Origin of the sequence: Arsukibacterium sp., from assembly GCF_036735525.1 — a bacterium.
In the GTDB taxonomy this organism is placed as follows: domain Bacteria; phylum Pseudomonadota; class Gammaproteobacteria; order Enterobacterales; family Alteromonadaceae; genus Alishewanella.
On the sequence record NZ_DAINOE010000054.1, the window covers coordinates 1 to 22,046 of the forward strand.

The 22,046-nt window shown below is 48.8% G+C and carries 20 protein-coding genes; 13 read left to right on the forward strand and 7 right to left on the reverse strand.

Annotated elements, in window-relative coordinates:
- From V7D78_RS11365 to V7D78_RS11380, 4 genes are all read left to right on the forward strand, one after another.
- The coding region (locus tag V7D78_RS11365) for a M14 family metallopeptidase (RefSeq protein ID WP_333608571.1) at positions 1-569 on the forward strand (569 nt) is incomplete at its 5' end.
- A 15-nt stretch (positions 570-584) separates the two neighbouring features.
- Positions 585-920 (forward strand): zinc ribbon domain-containing protein, encoded by a 336-nt coding sequence (locus tag V7D78_RS11370; protein WP_333608572.1) that lies wholly within the window; start codon positions 585-587, stop codon positions 918-920.
- A complete protein-coding gene (locus V7D78_RS11375) occupies positions 910-1,191 on the forward strand; it encodes a YeaC family protein (RefSeq protein ID WP_333608573.1) in 282 nt (93 codons plus the stop codon). Before V7D78_RS11370 ends, V7D78_RS11375 begins: the two co-directional genes overlap by 11 nt.
- Positions 1,181-3,934, forward strand: a complete 2,754-nt coding sequence (locus tag V7D78_RS11380; RefSeq protein WP_333608574.1) for a DUF349 domain-containing protein — start codon at positions 1,181-1,183, stop codon at positions 3,932-3,934. The genes V7D78_RS11375 and V7D78_RS11380 overlap by 11 nt, the downstream gene beginning before the upstream one ends.
- 19 nt (positions 3,935-3,953) lie before the next feature.
- On the opposite strand, the gene ansA is transcribed toward V7D78_RS11380, so the two are convergent.
- Entirely contained in the window at positions 3,954-4,970 is a 1,017-nt protein-coding gene (ansA, locus tag V7D78_RS11385; protein WP_333608575.1) for an asparaginase, read from the reverse strand.
- 88 nt (positions 4,971-5,058) lie between these two features.
- Positions 5,059-6,939, reverse strand: coding sequence for a signal peptide peptidase SppA (gene sppA, locus V7D78_RS11390; protein ID WP_333608576.1), 1,881 nt, complete (start codon positions 6,937-6,939; stop codon positions 5,059-5,061).
- Between the two features lie 166 nt (positions 6,940-7,105).
- Between sppA and V7D78_RS11395 the strand changes: the two genes are divergently transcribed.
- The 4 genes from V7D78_RS11395 (at position 7,106) to V7D78_RS11410 (ending at position 12,692) form a co-directional block, all read left to right on the forward strand.
- Positions 7,106-9,124, forward strand: coding sequence for an NADPH-dependent 2,4-dienoyl-CoA reductase (locus V7D78_RS11395; RefSeq protein WP_333608577.1), 2,019 nt, complete (start codon positions 7,106-7,108; stop codon positions 9,122-9,124).
- A gap of 232 nt (positions 9,125-9,356) precedes the next feature.
- The gene (gene glgC, locus V7D78_RS11400; RefSeq protein ID WP_333608578.1) at positions 9,357-10,589 is read left to right on the forward strand and encodes a glucose-1-phosphate adenylyltransferase; all 1,233 of its coding nucleotides are present in this window, start codon (positions 9,357-9,359) and stop codon (positions 10,587-10,589) included.
- A gap of 29 nt (positions 10,590-10,618) precedes the next feature.
- Entirely contained in the window at positions 10,619-12,019 is a 1,401-nt protein-coding gene (locus V7D78_RS11405) for a glycogen synthase (protein ID WP_333608579.1), read from the forward strand.
- A 115-nt stretch (positions 12,020-12,134) separates the two neighbouring features.
- Positions 12,135-12,692: an NAD(P)H nitroreductase gene (locus V7D78_RS11410; RefSeq protein ID WP_333608580.1), complete on the forward strand. Its 558-nt coding sequence runs from the start codon at positions 12,135-12,137 to the stop codon at positions 12,690-12,692.
- A 52-nt stretch (positions 12,693-12,744) separates the two neighbouring features.
- Here the strand turns inward: V7D78_RS11410 and asnS are convergent, their stop codons facing one another.
- Positions 12,745-14,145 (reverse strand): asparagine--tRNA ligase, encoded by a 1,401-nt coding sequence (gene asnS / locus V7D78_RS11415; RefSeq protein ID WP_333608581.1) that lies wholly within the window; start codon positions 14,143-14,145, stop codon positions 12,745-12,747.
- Positions 14,146-14,329: 184 nt separating this feature from the next.
- Between asnS and V7D78_RS11420 the strand changes: the two genes are divergently transcribed.
- A complete protein-coding gene (locus V7D78_RS11420; RefSeq protein WP_333608582.1) occupies positions 14,330-14,617 on the forward strand; it encodes a hypothetical protein in 288 nt (95 codons plus the stop codon).
- Here V7D78_RS11420 and V7D78_RS11425 read toward each other — a convergent pair.
- From V7D78_RS11425 to bioA, 3 genes are all read right to left on the reverse strand, one after another.
- Positions 14,604-14,849 carry a hypothetical protein gene (locus V7D78_RS11425; RefSeq protein WP_333608583.1) on the reverse strand — a complete coding sequence of 82 codons (246 nt, stop codon included), beginning with the start codon at positions 14,847-14,849 and terminating at the stop codon, positions 14,604-14,606. The genes V7D78_RS11420 and V7D78_RS11425 overlap by 14 nt on opposite strands.
- Positions 14,850-15,133: 284 nt before the next feature.
- The gene (locus V7D78_RS11430; protein ID WP_333608584.1) at positions 15,134-16,021 is read right to left on the reverse strand and encodes an MBL fold metallo-hydrolase; all 888 of its coding nucleotides are present in this window, start codon (positions 16,019-16,021) and stop codon (positions 15,134-15,136) included.
- Between the two features lie 99 nt (positions 16,022-16,120).
- The gene (bioA, locus tag V7D78_RS11435; protein WP_333608585.1) at positions 16,121-17,398 is read right to left on the reverse strand and encodes an adenosylmethionine--8-amino-7-oxononanoate transaminase; all 1,278 of its coding nucleotides are present in this window, start codon (positions 17,396-17,398) and stop codon (positions 16,121-16,123) included.
- A 106-nt stretch (positions 17,399-17,504) separates the two neighbouring features.
- On the opposite strand from bioA, the gene bioB reads away from it, so the two are divergent.
- The 4 genes from bioB to bioD are packed head-to-tail and all read left to right on the forward strand — an operon-like array spanning position 17,505 to position 21,205.
- Positions 17,505-18,557: a biotin synthase BioB gene (bioB, locus tag V7D78_RS11440; protein ID WP_333608586.1), complete on the forward strand. Its 1,053-nt coding sequence runs from the start codon at positions 17,505-17,507 to the stop codon at positions 18,555-18,557.
- Positions 18,558-19,721, forward strand: a complete 1,164-nt coding sequence (locus V7D78_RS11445; protein WP_333608587.1) for an aminotransferase class I/II-fold pyridoxal phosphate-dependent enzyme — start codon at positions 18,558-18,560, stop codon at positions 19,719-19,721.
- Between the two features lie 13 nt (positions 19,722-19,734).
- Positions 19,735-20,520 carry a malonyl-ACP O-methyltransferase BioC gene (bioC, locus tag V7D78_RS11450; protein WP_333608588.1) on the forward strand — a complete coding sequence of 262 codons (786 nt, stop codon included), beginning with the start codon at positions 19,735-19,737 and terminating at the stop codon, positions 20,518-20,520.
- On the forward strand, positions 20,510-21,205 hold the full coding sequence (gene bioD, locus V7D78_RS11455) for a dethiobiotin synthase (RefSeq protein WP_333608589.1): 696 nt from the start codon (positions 20,510-20,512) through the stop codon (positions 21,203-21,205). The genes bioC and bioD overlap by 11 nt, the downstream gene beginning before the upstream one ends.
- 40 nt (positions 21,206-21,245) lie before the next feature.
- On the opposite strand, the gene pepE is transcribed toward bioD, so the two are convergent.
- Positions 21,246-21,944, reverse strand: a complete 699-nt coding sequence (gene pepE, locus V7D78_RS11460; RefSeq protein WP_333608590.1) for a dipeptidase PepE — start codon at positions 21,942-21,944, stop codon at positions 21,246-21,248.
- Between the last annotated feature and the right edge of the window lie 102 nt (positions 21,945-22,046).

The following is a 22,046-nucleotide window of genomic DNA, read 5'->3' on the forward strand; positions in this document are numbered from 1 at the left end:
ATGATGGCGTTGCCCGTGCGTTATTGGCCAAGGCGGTGTTTTACATTGTACCTAACATGAATCCTGATGGCAGTGTGCGTGGCCATTTACGTACTAATGCGGCTGGCGCAAATTTAAACCGCGAGTGGCAAGAGCCTTCGATGACTCGTAGCCCGGAAGTATTTTTGGTACGTCAAAAAATGCTGGAAACCGGTCTTGATATGTTTTTAGACATTCATGGCGATGAAAACTTGCCATATAACTTTGTGGCTGGCAGCGAAGGCGTACCGTCATACACTGCCAAAGTGCAGCAATTAGAGCAGCGCTTTAAACAAGCCTTGTTAACCCTTACCCCTGAATTTCAGGACGAGTTTGGCTATGACAAAGATGCTCCGGGTCAGGCCAACCTGACTGTCGCCACGAACTGGGTAGGTAATCAGTTTAATTGTTTAAGCTACACCGTCGAAATGCCGTTTAAAGACAATGCCAATTTACCAGATGAAGCCTTTGGTTGGTCTGATGTGCGGTCTATGAAATTAGGGCAAGACATGTTGGCGGCTATTCTGGCCGTGGTGGATGACTTAAGGTAAGCAAAAGGCAGTATTATGGCGATTATTTCTTGTCCGTTTTGCGGGCATAGGGTGTCAGATAAAGCCAGCAGTTGCAGTAATTGCAAAGGTGACTTAACCGGTGATCCGGTTAAACTGGCGGCGGTGCAACGTGATCGCCGTTTAAAACAGTCACAATCGCTGGTAAATCAGTCAATGTTAGCCCTGATTTTATTTCTGGGGGGCTTTGGCGTGCTGTATTGGTGGCAACCTAGCTCCGGCAGCTATAACGAATATGTATCTACCGCGGCTATTGCCGTGGGTTTTATCTGGTATGTGGTCACACGGGTGCGTATTATCCTGTTAAAGCGAAGCGTCAAAAATGGATTTTAATTCTTTAGTCAGTGCCATGGCGCCTGAAACCTACCAGAAACTGGCCGATGCAGTGGCCATTGGCCGCTGGGCCGATGGCACCTTACTGACAGAGCAGCAAAAAGAGCAGACCTTACAACTGGTGATGGCATACCAGGCTAAAGTGTTGCGCTCTGAAGAACTCTTTACCATAGGGGCTAATGGTCAGATGATTCAAAAGACCAAAGCCGAATTAAAAAAACAATTTGCTGCACCTGATGCTATTGCAAGGTTTACACACGATGATCTTTAAACGATGGTTTGCGCCCAAGTGGCAACATGCGGATGCCGCTATACGGCAACAGGCGCTGGTGGATTTAAGCGCCGATAATGCTGAACATAAACAGATTTTACACGAGCTGGCATTTAACGACTCCAGTGAAACAGTGCGGCGCTTGGCATTGCATCAGCTCAATGATTTTGCGCTATGGTGGCAAGCCAGTAAGCAAGACAGTGCTGAGCGTTTAAAACACTATGCAGAGCAGCAGGTGATTACGGCTTTGTTAGATGGTAGCCTAGCCCCCGCGGTCAAAAAGCAGTTTGTGCATGAATGTCAACGGCAAAGTGTGTTAGAGCAATTGGTACAGCAAGAGCAAGATGCAGAGCTGAGCTATCAGCTGTTATGCCGGCTGGATAAAATAGAGCTGACCAGTGCCGCGTTACTAAATGATGTGCTGTTACCAAGGCATAAACAGCAATTACTGGCGCAAATATCAGAACCTAAGTTACTGGAAAAGCTAGCAAAACAGTTAAACGCTGAACTCTCAGCTCAGGCGTTAACCCAGCTCCAGCATCTACAGTTACAGCAACAAAAACCTGGCCAGCTGCGGAAGCAACTAACCTTGTTACTGGCAAAATTAAATGCCCTGCGCGAGCGCACCCCTTTGGCACAGCTGCCAGCACAATTACAACAGCTGGATGCACAGTGGCAGCCACTGTTGGCGGAGTTTGCCAGCTTTGCGGCAATAGAGTCAGAGCAACTGCAACAAAAATACCAGCAGCTTCACAGCAAATTACAACAGTGGTTAGCGCCTAAATTGGCTGAATTTGCCGAGCAGCACGCCGCAGAGCAGCAACAGCAGGCGGCAGAGCAGCGCTATCAGCTGCTCAAATCTGCGCTATCAGATTTACGCCAGCAAGTGCAGCAGCTGTTGCTGCAACACGAATTAAGCCTGACAGAGCCGCTAACGGCAGAGCTTGTCAGCTTAAGACCACAATTGGATGACAGTGTCCTTAGCGCTAGCCAGCAGCAAACCTTGCTCAGCGCCTGGTTGCAATTAGAGCAACAGCTGGGCGTTTTACCCGATTTAGCCGAAAAAATGGCGCAGGCCACCCAGTTACTAACCAGTTGGCAACAAGTTGAGCTGCCCCAAGCGCAAGCACAACTGCAAGAAGCAAAACAGCATAATCAGCAACGGTTACAGCAATGGCGCGAGCTCACCCGCAAGTTGCCATTAGCACTGCCTGAGAGTTTGCAGCAAGCCTTCGATGAGCTTAATAACCGTTGGCAACAACAGTTATTTCAGCTGGAACAGGCGGCTAAACGTCAGGCGCAGCAATGTCGCAGTAAATTAGCGGAATTTCAGCGCTTACATGCCGCCGGCCGTTTTAATGTGTTATTTGGTTTATTCAAAGGTATTTCTGAGCAATATCAGCAATTAACCGAGCCTGAGCAACAGCAATTAGCTAAAGATTACCAGCAAGCCCAGAGCCAGCTGGCAGAGCTGACTGAGCTGCAGCAGTATATTGCAACGCCGCGCAAGCAGCAGTTATTGGCCCAGATGCAGCAGCTTCAGGCTGAGCCACTATCTGGCGAGGATCAGGCTGCAGCGGCCGAGGCCAGTGCCCGAGCAAAACAGGTTAAATTAGCCAGGCAAAACTGGCAAAGTCTGGGCAAGGCGGATCCTGAATTGGATCAGCAACTGGATGCTGCCTTTAACCAGGCCTGTGAAGCTGCTTTTGAACCCTGCCGGGCTATCTTCGCCCGCCAGGATGCAGAGCGCGCGGCTAATGTGCTGGAGCGTGAGCAGATACTGCAGCATCTAGCTGAGCTAGAGCAAGCCGCATTGACTGATGCCAAAGTACTGGAAAGCCGGTTTCAGCAGTTATTGTCACAATGGAAAGGCGCCGGTGCGGTAGACAGAACCCACTACCAGGCTTTGCAGCAGCGTTTTAAAGTGCTGGAGCAAGACATCCGGCAACAGTTAAAAGCACTGCAGCAACAAGTTGCGCAGCGTAAACAACAGCTGATCGATGAAGTACAACAGGCGCTGAATCTCACCGATGCTCAGCAGCAGGCCCGGGTAATTAAACAGTGTCAGCAACAATGGAAAACGCTGGGCTTTGCCGGCAAACATCAGGAGCAACAGCTGTGGACTGCCTTTCGTGCACTCTGTGATGGTTTTTTCAGTGAGCTTAAGCAGCAGCAACAGGCGCAGCAAGCGTCTGAGCAGTCTGCAATATCTGCCTTTAACGCCAGGTTTGCTGAGCTTCGGCAACAGCTGCCGGCATTAGCCAGTGTGGCGGAGGTAGAGTTAGTGCTAGCAAAACTTGCTGAGCTGCCCGTTGCGCCTAACGCTGAATGCCACCAGCAAGTTGGGCAGCTGCAACAACAATTACAGCAACGATTAAATGCTCAGCGAGAAGCGGGGCAGCAGCAACAAGCCCGTCAGGCATTACAGCAGTTATTTAGCCAGCTGGAAGCCTTGGCGCCGGTTGAAAACTGGCCACAGCCTTATCGTGAACACCTCTCTTTGCAACCCGCCCTTAATCGCCAGCAATTAACGCTGGCGCTGGAGATGCAAAGTGGCGTAGCGGTGACTGCAGAAGATGCTCCGGCACGTCAGCAGGTACAGTTATTGTTGTTATCACAAAAACACAATGATGGCATTACTCCTGAGCCAGTCTTATTGTTTAAGCAATGGCTGGCGCATGGTGCCGTCACTCAGGCTGAATTACCGCTGTTGCAGCGGGTTAAGCAACTAATGTTGCCCTAGGCTAGTTAAGAGCTCGCAGCTAGCCGTTACTGAGTTCGCCACGCAAATTCTGTTGCATTTGCTGGCGAACCTGCTCAGTACTGAGCGGCTTACTTAGCAGGTAATGCAGCTTAGTCAGGGTGGCTTCTAAGGTCATATCAAAACCACTAATCACGCCATGGGTTTTCAGTGCATTACCCGTGGCGTAGCCTTCCATATTGACTTTACCTTTAAAGCATTGGGTGCAATTAACTAGTATCAGGCCACGCTGTGCGGCTTGTTGCAGCACCTCGAGTAACTCAGGGCGCTGCGGCGCATTACCGACACCAAAAGATTTAATAATCAGTGCCCGTACCGGGTCGTGTAGCATATTACGAATGACATCAGTGGTGATACCAGGATACAGCGTCACCACGGAAATGGGCTGAGGGGTGATATCGGCGACCTGAAGCGGAAGCGCATCAAATGCTTGGGTCAGCTTGCCTTCAATCAGATTAATGTGAATACCCGCCTCTAATAAGGGCAGCATATTGGGTGAGGCAAAGGCATTAAAGCCATCGGCATCGGCTTTAGTGGCGCGATTGCCGCGAAATAATTGATTATTAAAAAACAGCGCCACTTCGGCGATAGGGTAGTTAGCCGCCAGATAAAGCGCATTTAATAAATTGACCTGACCGTCAGAGCGCAGTTGGGCCAGCGGAATTTGCGAGCCGGTAATAATGACCGGTTTTTGCAGGTTTTCCAGCATAAATGACAGCGCCGATGCGGTGTAGGCCATAGTATCAGTACCATGTAACACCACAAAACCATCATATTGCTGATAATGCTGTTGAATATCTTTGGCGATATGCAGCCAGTGAGCCGGGGTCATATCGGAAGAGTCAATGACCGGATGGTACTCATGAATATCAAAAAGTGGCATTTCGCTGCGATAAAATTCGGGCATACGCTTTACGGTATCCCTTAAAAAGCCAGGCACCGGCACAAAGCCTTGTGCCGATTGCTGCATACCGATGGTACCGCCGGTATAGGCGACATAGATACGTTTTCTGCTCATAGTGACATTCCAAAGCGCTGATTTAATTAGCAGGCTAAAAAAAAGCCCGACAGGATGCCGGGCATTGTAAAGCAGTATGGCTTAGCTGTCAGTCAATACGACACACCAGACAGTAAGAGTAAATACCGTTTGGATCGTTGAATTGATTCATTAACACAAAGTCTTGTTTTATTTGTTGAGTTAATTGTTGCAGCGCACGACGCTCAGGGCTCTGGCTGATGTTCGGTAACCAACCCCTTACAGAAGCAGCACCGAATAAGTCGTTCATCATTTGCTCGAACGGAGCTAGCTCGTGCTGCATCACTTTAATGTCATAGTTGCTCAGGCCGGCTTTTTCTGCTGCTGCAGCAACGGCATCAGCGAAGGTACCCAGTTTATCTACCAGACCAAATTCCAGCGCCTGACGGCCAGTCCAAACGCGGCCTTGCGCCACGGCATCGACGGCTTCAATACTCATATTGCGGTTTTCTCCGACCATGGTCAGGAATTCGCTATAGCCACGCTCAATTAATAATTGGAATAACTGCTGTGCTTGAGGATTCAAGCCCTGATACAGCGGTAAGCCGCCTGACAAACCGGCTAACTCAGTGGTACCGACACCATCCACGTTTAAGCCCAAGGTGGATAAGGAATTTTCCAGTGTGTGCAGTAAACCAAAGATGCCGATAGAACCGGTAATGGTTGTGGGGGCGGCCCAGATCTCGTTTGCAGGGGCAGCAATCCAGTAACCACCCGACGCCGCTACTGCACCCATAGAGGCAATAACAGGTTTGCCGGCTTCACGTAATAAAGTGATTTCCTGACCAATAATCTCAGAAGCAAAAGCACTGCCACCACCACTGTCAATACGCAGTACCACAGCTTTTACTTTGTCATCAAAACGGGCACGGCGCAGCAGGGCAGCGGTAGAATCACCGCCGACGGTACCAGCACGGGCAGTACCATCAACGATAGTGCCGCGGGCTACCACCACTGCAACTTTATCTGTTAACGGATTATCAATAGTTTTTGAAGGAATCACCAGCTTGGCATAATCATCGAAGCTGACATGATTGTAGGTGTGTTTATCATTAGCACCAACCAGCGCAATCATTTGTTCACGGAACTGATGGCTGGTTTTAAGTGCATCCACTAATCGGTTTTGCAGCGCGTACTGGCTTAAATCACCTTCAGCCAGTTTCACTTTGTCAAACAAAGACTGATAGGTTTCATCAAAGTTATCCAGACTAAAACCTCTGCGCGCAGCAACCTGCTCTTTATAATCCTGCCATAATTCGTTTAACCAGGCAGCGTTGGCTTCTTTAGCTTCAGCCGACATATCATCGCGGATAAATGGCTCAACCGCCGATTTGTATGTACCAACCCGAAACACATGGGTATTGATTTTCAGCTTTTCCAACGCGTTCTTATAGAACATCGGGAAGCTGCCATAGCCTTCCAGAATAACTGCGCCCATAGGCATTAAGTTAATCTCATCGGCATAACTGGCCAGAAAATATTGGTTTTGACCAAAGAAACCACCGTAAGCAAAGACGTTTTTACCGGCTGCTTTAAATTCTTCAATCGCGGCACCGACCACCTGCATTTTGTCCAGTGAGGCGCGGCCTAAACCCGATAAATCCAGTACCATCACTTGAATGCGTTTATCTTTAGTGGCCTGCTGGATAACTTTAACCACGTCAGTCACCAGCACTTCAGGTTGTTCTTCCTGACCACCCAGGCCTTCATTAATAATGGCGCTGAAGGGGTCGACATAACGTTTTTGTTCAACCAAATCGCCATTAATATTTAAGATCAGCGCAGAGGTTTCAGCGATGTTGACTTTTTCCTCACCACTAAATAGTGAAATACCGATGATCAAAACGAAAAAAATAAAAATAATATTTAAAATAATCGATCTGAAGCCTTTGTAGACACGCCACATGGCGCCAAAGATGCGCCGGAACAGGCCTTTTTGCGGTTGAGACATAATGCCATCCTGTATAAGTTTAAAAAAACAGAGTTTATTGAGCTTATGCTAACCAATTTATGGATAAAGACTAAATTGAATTTGTAAGTAAATGTTTATTACTTGCCAAGGACAGTTAAAGCAGCTACATTTTACCGATCTGACAGGTACGACCAGAGAGGCTATTGTGGCATACCAAAAATTATTAACGCCATTAGATTTAGGCTTTACCCAGCTGAAAAACCGCGTAATCATGGGCTCGATGCATACTGGGCTCGAAGAAGAGAAAAACGGCTTTACTAAGTTAGCCGCTTTTTATGCCGAGCGCGCCAAAGGCGGTGTTGGCCTTATTATTACCGGCGGTATCAGCCCCAACTTTCGTGGCAACCTGGTGCCCTTTGGCAGTCAGCTTAGTTATTGGTGGCAAGTCAGAAAACATAAACAGGTGACCCAGGCTGTGCATCAGCATGATGCAAAAATATGTCTGCAACTGTTACACGCTGGCCGCTATGGCTACCACCCATTTAATGTGGCCCCGAGCAACATTCAATCACCAATCACGCCCTTTAAACCCGGTGCCATGTCGGGTCGGCAAATTAAAAGTACCATTAAAGATTTTGCTTATGCCGCGCGTTTAGCCAAGCAGGCTGGGTACGATGGTGTAGAAATAATGGGCTCTGAGGGCTATCTGATAAACCAGTTTATTTGTCAGCGCACTAATCAGCGGACTGACGAGTGGGGTGGCAGTTTTGATAACCGTAGTCGTTTTGCACTGGAAACGGTAAAAGCGGTACGTGAAGCTTGTGGTGACGATTTTATTATTATCTATCGCTTATCGATGCTCGATTTAGTAGAAGATGGTAACACCTTTGAAGAAGTGGTGGCCTTAGGTCAAGCCGTAGCTAAGGTAGGGGCTACCTTAATCAATACCGGTATTGGCTGGCATGAAGCGAGAGTACCAACCATTACTACCCGGGTACCGCGGGCGGCTTTTAGCTGGATAACTGAACGGGTGCGTAAAGAGTTAACTATCCCGGTGATTGCCACCAACCGTATTAATGATCCCCAGGTGGCCGAGGATATTCTGGCCAATGATCAAGCTGATTTAGTCTGCATGGCGCGGCCTTTTTTAGCCGATGCTGATTTTGTTAATAAAGCTGCAGCCAATCAAGCTGAGTTAATTAATACCTGTATTGCCTGTAATCAGGCGTGTTTAGACCATGTATTTCAGAAAAAACGCGCCAGTTGCCTGGTCAATCCGCGCGCTTGTTATGAAACCGAATTAAACTTTACCCCTGCAACCAAACGTAAAAAACTGGCTGTTGTTGGTGCCGGCCCGGCCGGACTGGCGTTTAGCGTTTATGCCGCACAACGCGGACATGAAGTGCATCTATTTGATAAATCTCACCAAATTGGCGGCCAGTTTAATTACGCAAAACAAATTCCGGGCAAAGAAGAATTCAGCGAAACTTTGCGCTATTTTGGTCGTATGATAGAACTGCACGCTATTAAACTGCATTTAAATTCAGCTCAAACGGTGGCAAGCTTACAAGCGGGCGCCTTTGATGAAGTGATCCTGTCAACCGGTATAGTGCCACGAGACATTTCACTAGAGGGGCAGGACCATCCTAAGGTATTAAGTTATTTAGATGTGCTGCGCGATCACAAAGCGGTTGGTAAACATGTGGCTATTATTGGTGCCGGTGGTATTGGTTTTGATGTTGCTGAATACCTCACTGAAAACCATTCACTCAGCCTGCAGCCAGATGCCTGGTTGCGCGATTGGGGGGTAGATAAAAACTATGCCGCTCGTGGTGCCTTATTACCTGATGCGATGCCAGAGCCTGCTGACCGCAAAATTTATTTGCTGCAACGTAAAAACAGCAAAGTCGGGGCAGGCTTGGGTAAAACCAGTGGTTGGAGTCACCGGGCCTCTTTGAAAAAGAAAGGCGTAGAAAGCATGAGCGGTGTTAATTACCTGCGTGTAGATGACGAGGGCTTATGGATAGAATTAGCCGGAGAGGCGCGTTGCCTGGATGTTGATAATGTCATCATCTGTGCAGGTCAGGTGCCACTGCGTGAGCTGCAACAAGGCTTAACTGAACAGGGGATACCGGTACACCTGATAGGCGGTGCCGATGTCGCAGCCGAATTAGACGCCAAACGTGCCATTCGTCAGGGAGCTGAACTGGCAGCGGTTATTTAACCATACCGCCGCACCATGTTGGTGCGGCGGTATTTCTCTATTGATATTTTGCTTTTAAATGGTGCAATAGTCATTTATTCGCCACTTCGTTATATTAGGCTAATTCTGCTTAAGTCTTATTGCCAGCCTGCTGTAAAGCGTTTATGGTTAATTACTGCTACTCTGGTATCAGCTTTGCATTTTGCTCAATGATTGCGCTAATTTAGATTGGTTTTTTGAACAGGGAGTCTCTATGTCAGGTGTGTTAACAATGATTCTAGCCGGCGGTGAGGGCACTCGCTTAGCACCTTTAACCGGTATTCGTGCTAAACCCGCTGTACCCTTCGGCGGTAATTACCGCATTATTGACTTTGTTCTTAATAATTTTGTGAACTCAGATTTATTGCAAATTTTTGTTATCACCCAGTTTAAATCTCATTCTCTGATGAAGCATCTGGCCCGGGCCTGGCGTGTTAGTGGTTTAACTAACCGCTTTATTGACCCTATACCGGCGCAAATGCAAACCGGTAAGCATTGGTATCTGGGAACGGCTGATGCTATTTACCAAAATTTGCATCTTATCCATGGCCTGGATCCTGAACATGTTTGTGTGTTTGGTGGTGACCACATCTATAAAATGGATGTTCGGCAAATGCTTGATTTCCATCGTGCTCACAAAGCTAAGCTAACTGTAGCCGCTATACCTGTGCCAGTAAGTCAGGCTCATGAATTTGGCGTAATAGAGGTGGATGCTACTGGTAAGATGATTGGTTTTGAAGAAAAACCTAAGTCAAATCCAAAAACGATTCCGGGGCGACCCGACTATGTACTGGCGTCTATGGGAAACTACATTTTTGAAGCCGGCTGCCTGGTGAAGGTGCTGGAAGATGATGCTGCAGATGCCGATTCTAAACATGATTTCGGTCATAACATTATTCCGGGATTGTTCCCACAGGGTGAAGTCTATGTTTATGACTTCTCAACAAACCGCATCCGCGGAGAGTCGGAATCCAGTGCCGGCTACTGGCGTGATGTAGGTACCCTTGACTCTTATTATTCGGCGAATATGGACTTATTGGCCATTAACCCGCCATTTGATGTGTATAACCGTTATTGGCCGCTGCGCAGCTATACACCGCCAATGCCGCCAGCAAAGTTTGTCCATGACGAAACCAACCGTACTGGTCAGGCAATCAGCTCTATGGTTGCCTCCGGTTGTATTGTCAGTGGTGCCATAGTGTATCAGTCGATTTTGGGTTATAACGTACATGTACATAGCCACAGCTATATTGAAAAATGTGTGTTAATGGGCAATAACGATATTGGCCGAGGCTGCAGAATTCGTCGCGCCATTATTGATAAAGATGTAAAAATCGCGCCCAATACCGTTATCGGTGAGGATCCGATCCTCGATAAGGCCCGCTTTCATATTTCTCCCGAAGGAGTCATAGTGATCCCCAAAGGTGCCCGGGTTGGTTTTGATTAATTGTTTTTTTTAGCTGCAAAGGAGCTATTTTGCGCATTTTGTTTTTATGCAGCGAGTTTGAGGGCCTGATAAAAACCGGTGGTTTAGCCGATGCCTGTCGCGGTTTGGCCGCCAGTTTACAGCAGGCGGGACATCAGCTCACTATCTTACTGCCGCGTTATGCTAGTTTGTATCAGCATGACACTGTGGTGTCACACTCGGTATATTTTACCCTTGGCCAGCAGCAATATGGCTGTGCGGTTCGAAAGTTAGCCGATAATGAGCTTGATATCTGGCTTCTGGAGCATGATGATTTTTTTCGGCGAGAACGGCCTTATGATGATGGTCAGTTCGGCTATGCCGATAACCCTGAACGTTTTGCTTTTTTTTGTAAAGCAGCGCTCGAATGGCTGCGTCAGCAACAGCTGAGCATTGATATTATTCATGGCCATGATTGGCAAACAGCTTTAACCGGCAGTTTTTTAAAACAACATTATCAGCCCACTGACTTTGCCATTACACCGCGTTTTGTGTTTACCATTCATAATGGTGCTTATCAGCAACCTCTATCATCACAGCACTATGCTCAGTTCAATCTAAGCACTTCTCATACCGGATTTAGCATGCTGGCAGAGGGGATCCTCAGTGCTGACTGGCTGACAACCGTTAGCGCAGGTTACCGGCAAGAGTTGATGTCTGAACCTGCAGCCAATGGTTTAGCGGTTTTGTATCAGCAAGCAGAACTGCGTTTCAGTGGCATTTTAAATGGCTGTGATTATCAGCAGTGGGATCCTTCAACCGATCCGGCATTAACTGCGCATTACTCAGCCAGCGATTTAACCGGTAAAGCCGAGTGCAAACGTTGGCTTCGACAGCAATATCAGCTGGCTAATAGCAAGGTGCCGCTATTCGTAGCAGTGAGTCGTATTACCGGCCAAAAAGGTTTTGATTTTCTTATACCAGCATTGCGGCAATGGTTAGCGCAAAGCAACGCACAGGTGTTACTAGTGGGCAGTGGCGAGCAGCATTACTGCCAGCAGTTAGGGCAGTTGCAGCAGCAATTTCCGCTACAGTTCAGATTTATCGAAGGCTTTAATGAGCCATTATCCCATCAGGTAGAAGCTGCAGGCGATTTTTTTCTGATGCCGTCACTATTTGAACCTTGCGGTTTGAATCAGATTTATAGTTTGCGTTATGGCACTGTGCCTGTAGTGCGCCTGACCGGAGGCTTAAAAGATACAGTGTTGCCATGGCCGGCCCGCAATGCCACCGGCATTGGTTTTACTGAGCCCAATATCGACAGTTTAGTTGCCGCTTTACAGCAAGCGGAACAATTGTACCGGCAGCCGCGCTCCTACAAAGCGGTGCAACAGCGCGGCATGCAGCAGAATTTTAGCTGGCAGCAAGCGGCAGAGCAGTATCTGCAAGGCTATAAATCGTTGTGTAAATAGCCAGTCCGGCCAGTTGCTGTACAGTTAATCGCAGTTTATCTAAATAGTGTTTTGCAGTCTGCTCTATTTTTGCTAGCCTGCAGCTTGTTTGTCAGGATCAGGTAAGGGTAAGTTTATGGATGCCATGACGTTATTGACCACCCGCTATTCTTCAGCCCGCTTAACCGAGCCGGCGCCAGAGGGGGAAGCCTTGCAGCTGATAATAAAGGCAGCGCTGCAAGTGCCGGATCACGGCGGGTTAAAACCCTGGCGTTTTGTCATTGTTACTGGCAAAGATGCGCTTAACAGGTTAGGGGATGTGTTTGCTGAAGCGGCTATAGAAGATGCACCCGGTATCTCGGCCGAAATGCATGAACGCGCCAGACAGTTGCCGCTGCGTGCTCCTATGGTGATAGTCTGTATTGCTAAAGTAACTGAGCACGCTAAAGTACCTGCGCATGAGCAAGTACAATCTGCGGCCTGCGCAGTGATGGCGATGCAACAAGCGGCATTTGCCCAGGGCTTTGGCGGGATTTGGCGCACCGGCAGCTATGCTCAGCAAGACTTTGTAAAACAATCTTTTGATTTGAACGAAGATGACGAGATTGTTGGTTTTTTATATTTAGGCACCGCAGTAAGTCAGGCACCAAATCGTACAGAGCCAGATCCTGAACAGTTTTTTTCGTATTTTTAAAATCCATATGCAAAGGGCCTCAATTGAGGCCCTTTGTGTGTATAGCGAGTCATTAAAACTCTGCATTACCCGGGGTGCGCGGAAAGGCGATAACATCACGCACATTACCTACGCCCGTAACATAAGACACCAGACGCTCAAAGCCCAGACCAAAGCCTGCGTGTGGCACTGTGCCATAGCGGCGTAGATCACGATACCAGCTGTAATCTTCTTTGTTCAGGCCCATCTCGTCCAGTCGTTTATCAAACTGCTCCAGACGCTCTTCCCGCTGGCTGCCACCGATAATTTCACCAATACCGGGCGCTAGTACATCCATAGCTGCTACTGTTTTGCCATCGTCATTTAAGCGCATATAAAAGGCTTTAATGTCTTTGGGGTAGTTTTGCATAATGATAGGGGCACCCACATGCTCTTCGGCCAGGTAACGTTCGTGCTCTGACTGTAAATCCACACCCCATTCAACCGGGTACTGAAAACTTTTGCCACAGGTTTTAAGGATTTCAATGGCGTCAGTGTAGTCCATCCGCACGAAAGACGAATCCACTAACTGCTGTAAGCGGCTAACTGCGGTAGGGTCGATACGCTCTGCAAAAAAGGCCATATCATCGGCACGCTCTGTCAGTACGGCTTTACAGACATATTTCAGCATGTCTTCGGCCAGTTGAGCGATATCTTTTAACTCGGCAAAAGCTACTTCAGGCTCTATCATCCAAAACTCAGCTAAGTGCCTGCTGGTGTTGGAGTTTTCAGCTCTGAATGTCGGGCCGAAGGTGTATATTTTTGACATGGCACAGGCATAGGTTTCGCCATTTAACTGACCCGATACGGTAAGGTAGGTTTCTTTACCAAAAAAATCCTGACTGTAATCTATGGTGCCCTTATCAGTGCGCGGCAGGTTTTCTAAATCCAGGGTGCTGACCCGGAACATTTCGCCGGCGCCTTCAGTATCAGAGCCGGTAATAATAGGGGTACTGATCCAGTAATAGCCTTGTTCATGGAAAAAACGGTGGATAGCCTGAGCTAAGCAATGCCGCACCCGGGTAACAGCGCCAACAATGTTAGTACGCGGGCGCAGGTGCGCGTGTTCACGCAGATATTCCATGCTGTGACGTTTCGGCGCCATTGGGTAAGTATCAGGGTTTTCTACCCAGCCAATGATTGCTACGCTGTGTGCCTGCACCTCATATGCCTGACCCTGACCTTCAGAGCGGGCGACAATACCGCTAATAATCACTGAGCATGAGGTCGTTAAACGTTTTACTTCTGACTCATAATTGCTAAGCTCAGCGGGGACCACGGCTTGTACGGCGTCAAAACAACTACCATCATGCACAGCTAAAAACGAAATACCGGCTTTGGAGTCACGACGGGTGCGGATCCAGCCTTTTACAGTGATTTTTTCGCCGACCGGGTACTGACCCGCCAACACATCTTTAACAGCAGCGTGCGTCATGCAACAAACTCCAGAAAATACAAAGTGAGCTAAGCTTTAAAAACAGTAATGATACTGTGCCGCACGCACAAAACAAGTAAAAGTTGGATGGAGCGTTAAATTGCTATATTCAGAGCCAGACGCTATTAAAAACGAGCGCCGAAAGGGGCCTGACTGGTTATGCCTCTTATTTAAGTGGCTTGCCTTGACCGCTTGGCTGGCTTTTGTGGTGGCGTTAGTGCTGAGCCATTATGCCAGCCCTGAGCTAAATACCGGTCTGGTGCGTTACTGGGAGTTGGATATCCGTGATTATTGGCATCCAAGGCTCACTGTCTGGCTTATTTATCTGTTGTGGGGTTGTATTGCGCTTAGCGCGGTAAGTCTGAGTATTAACCGCTTGAGAATGAGCCGAATTACCGATCATCTTTACATCAACATAGTGTTGTTATTGGCCATAGCAAGCGGTTTGTTGTGGTATGTCAGTCGGCAATAGCCAGCACCGTAACGATTTGCAATGTCGGCAGCTGCAGCAGTTGACCGTCAGCTGTCAAAATCGCCTCAAAAGGCCCTTGCCAGTGCCGGCTGTAACGACGATCCCGCTCTGCAATCAGTAAGACTTTGTTATCAGATAGCATCAACCTGATACCGTTTTGCTCTGTGGCTAACACCTCTATTTTCCGCCCCTGCAGTGATTTAAGTTCGCCCTGTTGGTATTGTGCACTCATTTTAAAGCCATGCAACCAGAGCTCAGCGGAGCCAGTGCGCAACTGCTTTGTGCTTAATACTAAAACCGGAGTAGCTGGCAAGCCAAAACCCGGTTGTGAACTCCGCCAAGAAGTGCCATCAGCAAGGACCAATTGCCCTGTGTTGACACTTGATACATGGCTGTAGATATAGTGCACTGGTTGGCCAAGCTGCTGTACATCTGGCAGAGATGATGCGAAGCAAGGGTTACTGCAGCTAATGACAAACAGCAGTAGTATGGCTGATGTCGTTATTCCTATGCGACTCAGGGGAGCGCCTGCCATAAGGTGGTGATCCAACGTGCTTCAGTAATAAAATTCCAGTGCCAGCTTTGCCATTGCTCAGATAAACCACGCTCTATCGCTTGCTCAAGAGTGATACCGCTGTCTTTGAGGACTTTTACTTCAGCCAGCGTCGATTCCATCATGTACAGCTCACGGGTTAAACCGGCTTTATTGGTCAGCTCACCATGGCCTGGTATTACCCGGGTATTGTCATCAATTTTTGCGATGACATAACGGGTATTTTCAATATATTGCTGCACATTGCCGCCGTTATTGGTATCAACAAACGGAAAACGGCCCTGAAACATCAAATCACCCATGTGTACTGCATTGTGAGCGGTGAACCATACCAATAAATCGCCATCGGTGTGACTGGCAGGCATGGGTTGCAAGTTAAGGGTATAGGCGCCGACTTGTAGCTCGCTTTGCTCTTCAATCAAGGTATTAGGCAGCCCTGCTGGGTCAAATTGCGCATTGTCTGCCAAACGCTGACGCACCTTATAATGGGCAATAATAGGTAGATTACTGGCTAAGGCTGCATTGCCACCGACATGATCGCCATGCATATGAGTATTAATCAGGGCGGTTAATGGTTGATTATTACTGAGTTTTAATAAGGTGGTGTTTATTTTATCTGCCATTTCAGCAAACTGGCTATCCACCAACAGTACTTTATCCTCACTTATCAGGCTGGCCATATTGCCACCGGCACCACTTAAAAAATACAAGCCCTGGCCTAAATCGGTTGACGTAATTTGCGTATCGGCAAAACGGTTGGCCTGGGCTGTATGACTAAACAACATAGCGCAACATAACAAGGTGCTACATAGGGTAAAAGATTGCTTGATGGTCGATTGTATCAATGGCATAGCCGCTCCGGTTTTTATCATCAGTTTTTGCTGAATCATCAGGTTATAGCTGATTAAATACGTTAATACCAGTATGGCGGATGCGGCTGGCACTGACATTTAACCCGTTAATCCCACCACCAGCCGCATGGCTTTGGTCAGTTGTGCCAGCTGCGCAGGGCTGATAATAAAAGGGGGCATGATATAAATCAGGTTGTTAAAGGGGCGGATCCACACGCCAAGCTCCACAAAGCGTTGTTGCAAACGGGCGACATCTACCGGCTGATGCATCTCCAGCACACCAATGGCGCCCAGCACCCGCACATTTTTGACTTCAGCGCTGGCAAGGCAAGGGGCTAATTCTGTGTTAAGTTGTTGCTCAATGGCTGCAACCTGCTGCTGCCAATCACCTTTAGCAATCAGTGACAAGCTTGCACTGGCCACAGCACAAGCCAGCGGGTTAGCCATAAAAGTGGGGCCATGCATCAAGCCACCAGCCTCACTCAAACTAATGCCGCGCGCCACCTCATCGCTACATAAGGTCGCAGCCAACGTCAGATAACCACCACTTAAGGCTTTACCCACACACAAAATATCGGGCGAAATATTGGCATGATTACATGCAAATAAACGGCCGGTGCGGCCAAAGCCAGTGGCTATTTCATCAGCAATTAGCAACACCTGGTACTGATCGCACAAGGCCCGGGCCTGCCGCAGATATTCCGGGTGATAAAAACGCATACCACCATAGCCTTGTACTATAGGCTCCAACACCAGAGCAGCGATCTGCTGATGCTCAGCGGCTAACAAGTTAGCCAGTGGCGCTATACTTGTAGCATCAAAAACCGCATTAAAGGGACAGTCTGGGGCAGGTAAAAAATAGTGTTGTGGCAGCATGCGGCTAAACATACTGTGCATGCCATCTTCGGGATCGCCCACTGCCATAGCAGCAAAGGTATCACCATGATAGCCCTTGCGCAGGCTGATCAGTTTTTGTTTGCCGGGCTTATCGCTGGCTTGCCAGTATTGCAGCGCCATTTTAATCGCGACTTCTACGGCTATAGAGCCGCTGTCGGCCAGAAATACTTTAGTCAGCCCTGCAGGCACCATCGCCAGCAGTTGCTGGCACAGTGTTACCGCCGGTTGGTGGGTGATGCCACCAAACATCACATGGGCCATCTTACTCAGTTGCCGGGTTATCGCTTCATTTAACAGCGGGTGATTATAACCATGCACCGCAGACCACCAGGACGCGGTGCCATCAATCAGCTGCTGGCCATTTTCCAGCGTGAGTTCACAGCCCTGAGCCGAGACCACCGGGTATACTGGTAGCGGGGCAAGCATAGAGGTGTAGGGATGCCAGATATGTTGGCGGTCAAAGGCCAGATCGATGCTCATAATTTAACCATTAGTAAAGTTTGGGCTGTGGTCGGCGTTGACAACTTGCCAGCCGGGGGTAGACTAGCCGAAAAACCCGTTAACCTCAATATTTGCAGGGGATCTTATGTACGACGCCAAGCAGGCTGCAGTCCGCCATAACTGGACACTAGAGCAAGTTAACAGCTTGTTTGCTTTACCTTTTAATGATTTGCTGTTTCAAGCACAAACGGTGCATCGTCAGCACTTTACGCCAAACGAAGTACAAATCAGCACATTGTTATCGATTAAAACCGGCGCCTGTGCCGAAGATTGCAAATATTGCCCGCAAAGCGGCCATTACAATACCGGTTTAGAGCGCGAACGCTTAATAGAAGTCGAAAAAGTCTTAACCCAGGCGGCGGCGGCAAAATCACAAGGTGCCAGCCGCTTTTGTATGGGGGCCGCCTGGAGCAACCCCAAGCAGCGTGATATGCCTTATATCATTGAGATGGTCAAAGGTGTGAAGGCGATGGGGCTGGAAACCTGTATGACCCTGGGCATGTTAGAAAATAGCCAGGCTAAAGAGCTGGCACAGGCCGGGCTGGATTATTACAACCATAATCTGGATACCTCACCGGAGTTTTATGGCGAAATTATCACCACCCGTACCTATCAGGACCGTCTGGATACCCTAATCCATGTGCGTGAGGCAGGTATGAAGGTGTGCTGTGGCGGTATCGTAGGTATGGGCGAGAGTGCCAATGATCGCTCAGCGCTGTTGATGCAACTAGCGAACCTGCCAGAGCACCCGCAAAGTGTGCCAATCAATATGCTGGTTAAAGTTAAAGGCACGCCGTTGGAAAATGTTGAAGACTTAGATGGTTTTGAATTTATTCGCACTATAGCTGTGGCCCGGATTATGTTGCCGCAAAGCCATGTGCGCTTATCTGCCGGTCGTTCACGTATGAATGAGCAAATGCAGGCGTTATGTTTCTTTGCTGGCGCCAATTCAATATTTTACGGTGATAAGTTATTAACCACCGAAAACCCGGAAGCTAATGCCGATATGCAACTCTTTGCCAAGCTGGGTATTACACCAGAGCAACGCGCTGATGTGTCGGATGAAGCGCACGAGTTAGCGCTGGCCGATGCCCTGAACGAGCAGGCTAATCCGCCGCTTTACCACGCGGCAGGTTAAATGCAGCAGGCCAAACTTGTTGGCTTGCAAAAGGCATTACAACAGCGGGCAGCTTTGCAGCAACTGCGTCAACCGGTGACGGTGGAGCAGTATGGCGGCCGCCTGCTTAGCATTGCCGGCAAGTCCTATCTGAATTTCTCTGGTAATGATTACCTGGGGCTGGCCACCGCCTCTGAGGTGGTGGCGGCCTTTGCTGAAGGTGCCGCAACCTATGGAGCCGGCAGTAGCGGTTCGCCTTTGGTGACCGGCCAGCACAGTGTGCATGTTGAACTTAGCGAGCTCTTGGCCGATTGGCTGGGGCTTGAGCGGGTACTGCTGTTTTCTTCTGGCTTTGCGGCTAATCAGGCAATGTTGCTTACGTTAGCGGATAAAGATGACCATTTATTGCTGGATAAACTCAGCCATGCCTCTTTAATAGATGCGGCCTTACACAGCCCGGCGACGTTTAAGCGTTTTGTCCATAATGACCTGGCTTCACTAAACAAGGCTCTGAGCAGCTCAATAAGCCGCGAGCATCAGCCTATGGTGGTGACCGAGGGCGTGTTTAGCATGGATGGTGATAGCCCGGATCTGCCCGCTATGCTGAGCCTTTGTCAACAGCATGATGCATTGCTATTACTGGATGATGCCCACGGTTTAGGCGTGTCTGGGCCAGAGGGCAAAGGTACGGCTGTCGCGCAGGGGCTTAATAATGATCAGCTGTTTTGTTATATGGCTAATTTTGGTAAAGCCTTGGGCGTGGCGGGCGCTTTCGTTGGTGGCAGTAAAACTGTGATGGATTATCTGGAGCAATTTGGCCGCCATTATGTCTACAGCACGGCGTTATCGCCAGCGCTGTGTGCAGCAGTGATCAAAAGTATTAGCTTGAGCCGCAGCCAGCCCTGGCGGCGTGAAAAATTGCACAGCAATATTGCATTTTTCCGGGCGCAAGCCGCCGACTTACCATTGTTAGCATCAAGCAGTGCCATTCAGGGACTGGTGTTAGGCAGCAGTAAGCGGGCGCTTCACTTGAGCCAGCAACTAAAACAGGAGGGCATTTGGCTTAGTGCTATACGCCCGCCTACAGTGCCACGGGGCAGTGCGCGCTTAAGGATCACCCTTAGCAGCCATCATAGCGAGCAGGACATACAGCATTTACTGCAATCGCTAAGGCAATACCTATGAGCCAGAATGCAATATGACGAAGGGTGAAACGCTGTTTTTACAGAAAGTGGCCGCAAGTTTTGGCAATGCTTGTCACAGCTATGTTGCTGCGGCGCGTTTGCAGCAGCAGGTCGCGCTGGAAGCGTTGGCGTTAATGCCTGAACATGCTACAGGGCATTTATTAGATTTGGGTTGTGGTCCGGGTTGGATCCACCCGCGATTTGCCAACCTTTGTCAGCAATTTACCGCAGTCGACTTAAGTGCCGGCATGCTGGCCAAAGCGGCCAGTCAGCAATTAGCCGCAGCCTATGTGCAGGCCGATGCCGAGCAGTTGCCATTGCCTGATGCGTCGGTGGATAAAGTCTTTTCCAGTTTAATGCTGCAGTGGTGTGCCAACCCGCATGCCGCGTTATCACATATAGCCCGGGTGTTAACGCCGGGTGGGCAGGCGGTGCTGACCACGCTGGTGGCGGGCTCTTTGCTGGAACTGCAGCAAGCCTTTGCCTGCGTTGATGATAAACAACACGTCAACCATTTTTTGCCGGTCAACCAACTTAAAGCCACGGCAAGCCGACTTAATGGCATGAGCTGGCAATATATTGAGCGCAGCTATACCTTGTATTACCCCGATGTGCAAAGCCTGGCGCGGGAACTCAAAGCGCTGGGCGCTAATCAGGTCGCTGGACGTCAGCAGCAGGGCTTAACCGGAAAAGGCTACTGGCAAAAACTGGCGATGGCTTATGATAAAACACGCACTTCAGAGGGGCTGCCTGCCACCTATCAGGTGCTACAGCTGGTGGGAGTAAAAGATGGCAGTTAACCGTTTTTTTGTTACCGCGACTGATACCGATGCCGGTAAAACCTATATCAGTAGCCTTTTGCTACAGGGCTTTAGGGCGCTCGGTCACGCCGCTGCCGGGGTTAAACCGATAGCTGCCGGTACCGATCAGCAGGGTTTGAACGGTGACGCGTTACGCTTGATGCAGCATTCTGGTCTCGCGTTACCTTATGCGCAGGTCAATCCGATCTGTTATCAGGCAGCGGTCGCACCACATTTAGCGGCACAAATAACGCAACAGCCTATTTTAGAGAGCCAGCTTACGCAGGCACTGCAAGACTGGCAGCAATTAGCGTTGCAGCATCTGTTAATTGAAGGTGCTGGTGGCTGGTTACTGCCCATCAGTAAACATCGCTATCTGGCGGATTGGGTGGCAGAGCAACGCTTACCGGTAGTGTTAGTGGTAGGCATGAAGCTGGGCTGTTTAAACCATGCCATGCTGACGGTGCGTGAGATTGAGCGCAGTGGTTGCCAGCTAGTGGCCTGGGTTGCTAATTGCATTGACCCACAGATGGCGCTGTTACAAGAAAATATTACCGATTTACAACAACGTATTGCTGCCCCCTGTTTGGGGGTAGTGCCTTTTATGCCAGCTGAGCAGCAACAGTCAGCGTTAGCGACACAACTGGCTGCAGCGCTGACAGCCATTATTAACAAAAATGACTGAGCAAGCTCAATAATAGCTATAACTTTACCTTGCTGCTGTGTCAGATAAACGCCGACAAGTCTGTGTCGGGCAACAGCGCTGTTTTATCGCCCCCGACAAACAAATAACCACCGTCGCGGCCTAGCAAGGTTAATTGCTGACCTTGCCGTTTCAGTGCTGAGCCTTCAGGCAGGGCGATAATGGGTGATTTAGGCTGCAGCGTCATAAATTCCGCCAGGCGCATATCCCGTGCTTCACCGTGAAAGCCCTCTGCTTTCATATCTATGTAATGTGGATTTAATTGCAGCGGTAATAGCTTAAGGCCGTCAAAAGAAGGCGGGGCAATGATCGGCATATCATTGGTAGTGCAAATAGTGCTGCCGGCAATGTTTGCGCCGGCACTCCAGCCAATATAAGGGGTGCCGCTGGTTACGCGTTCTGCAATAAGCTGCAATATATCTTTTTGATATAATTCATTAAGTAGCTTAAATGTATTGCCGCCACCTACCGCAATAGCCTGAGCGTCTTTTATAGCTTGTTGCGGCTTTGCATACTGGTGTAAGCCACTGACTTTTACCTTTAGTGGTGCCAGCGCTGTAGCAACTTGTGTTACATAGGCATCATAACTAATGGTCACACCGGCATAAGGGATAAAGAGTAATTCTGTGCAGCCCGTTAAGTGCGTTTGCAGCCATGGCATATAGGGCGCCAGATATTCACTGTTATTGGCACGTGAACTACTGAGTAATAACAACTGCATGTCTTTTTCCTTAGAGCGTGTTGATCTTTGCGGTATGAAAAATAGGTGGCAAATGAGTGCGTTATAATGATTTCGCCAAAAAACAAAACAAATCACTCAAAT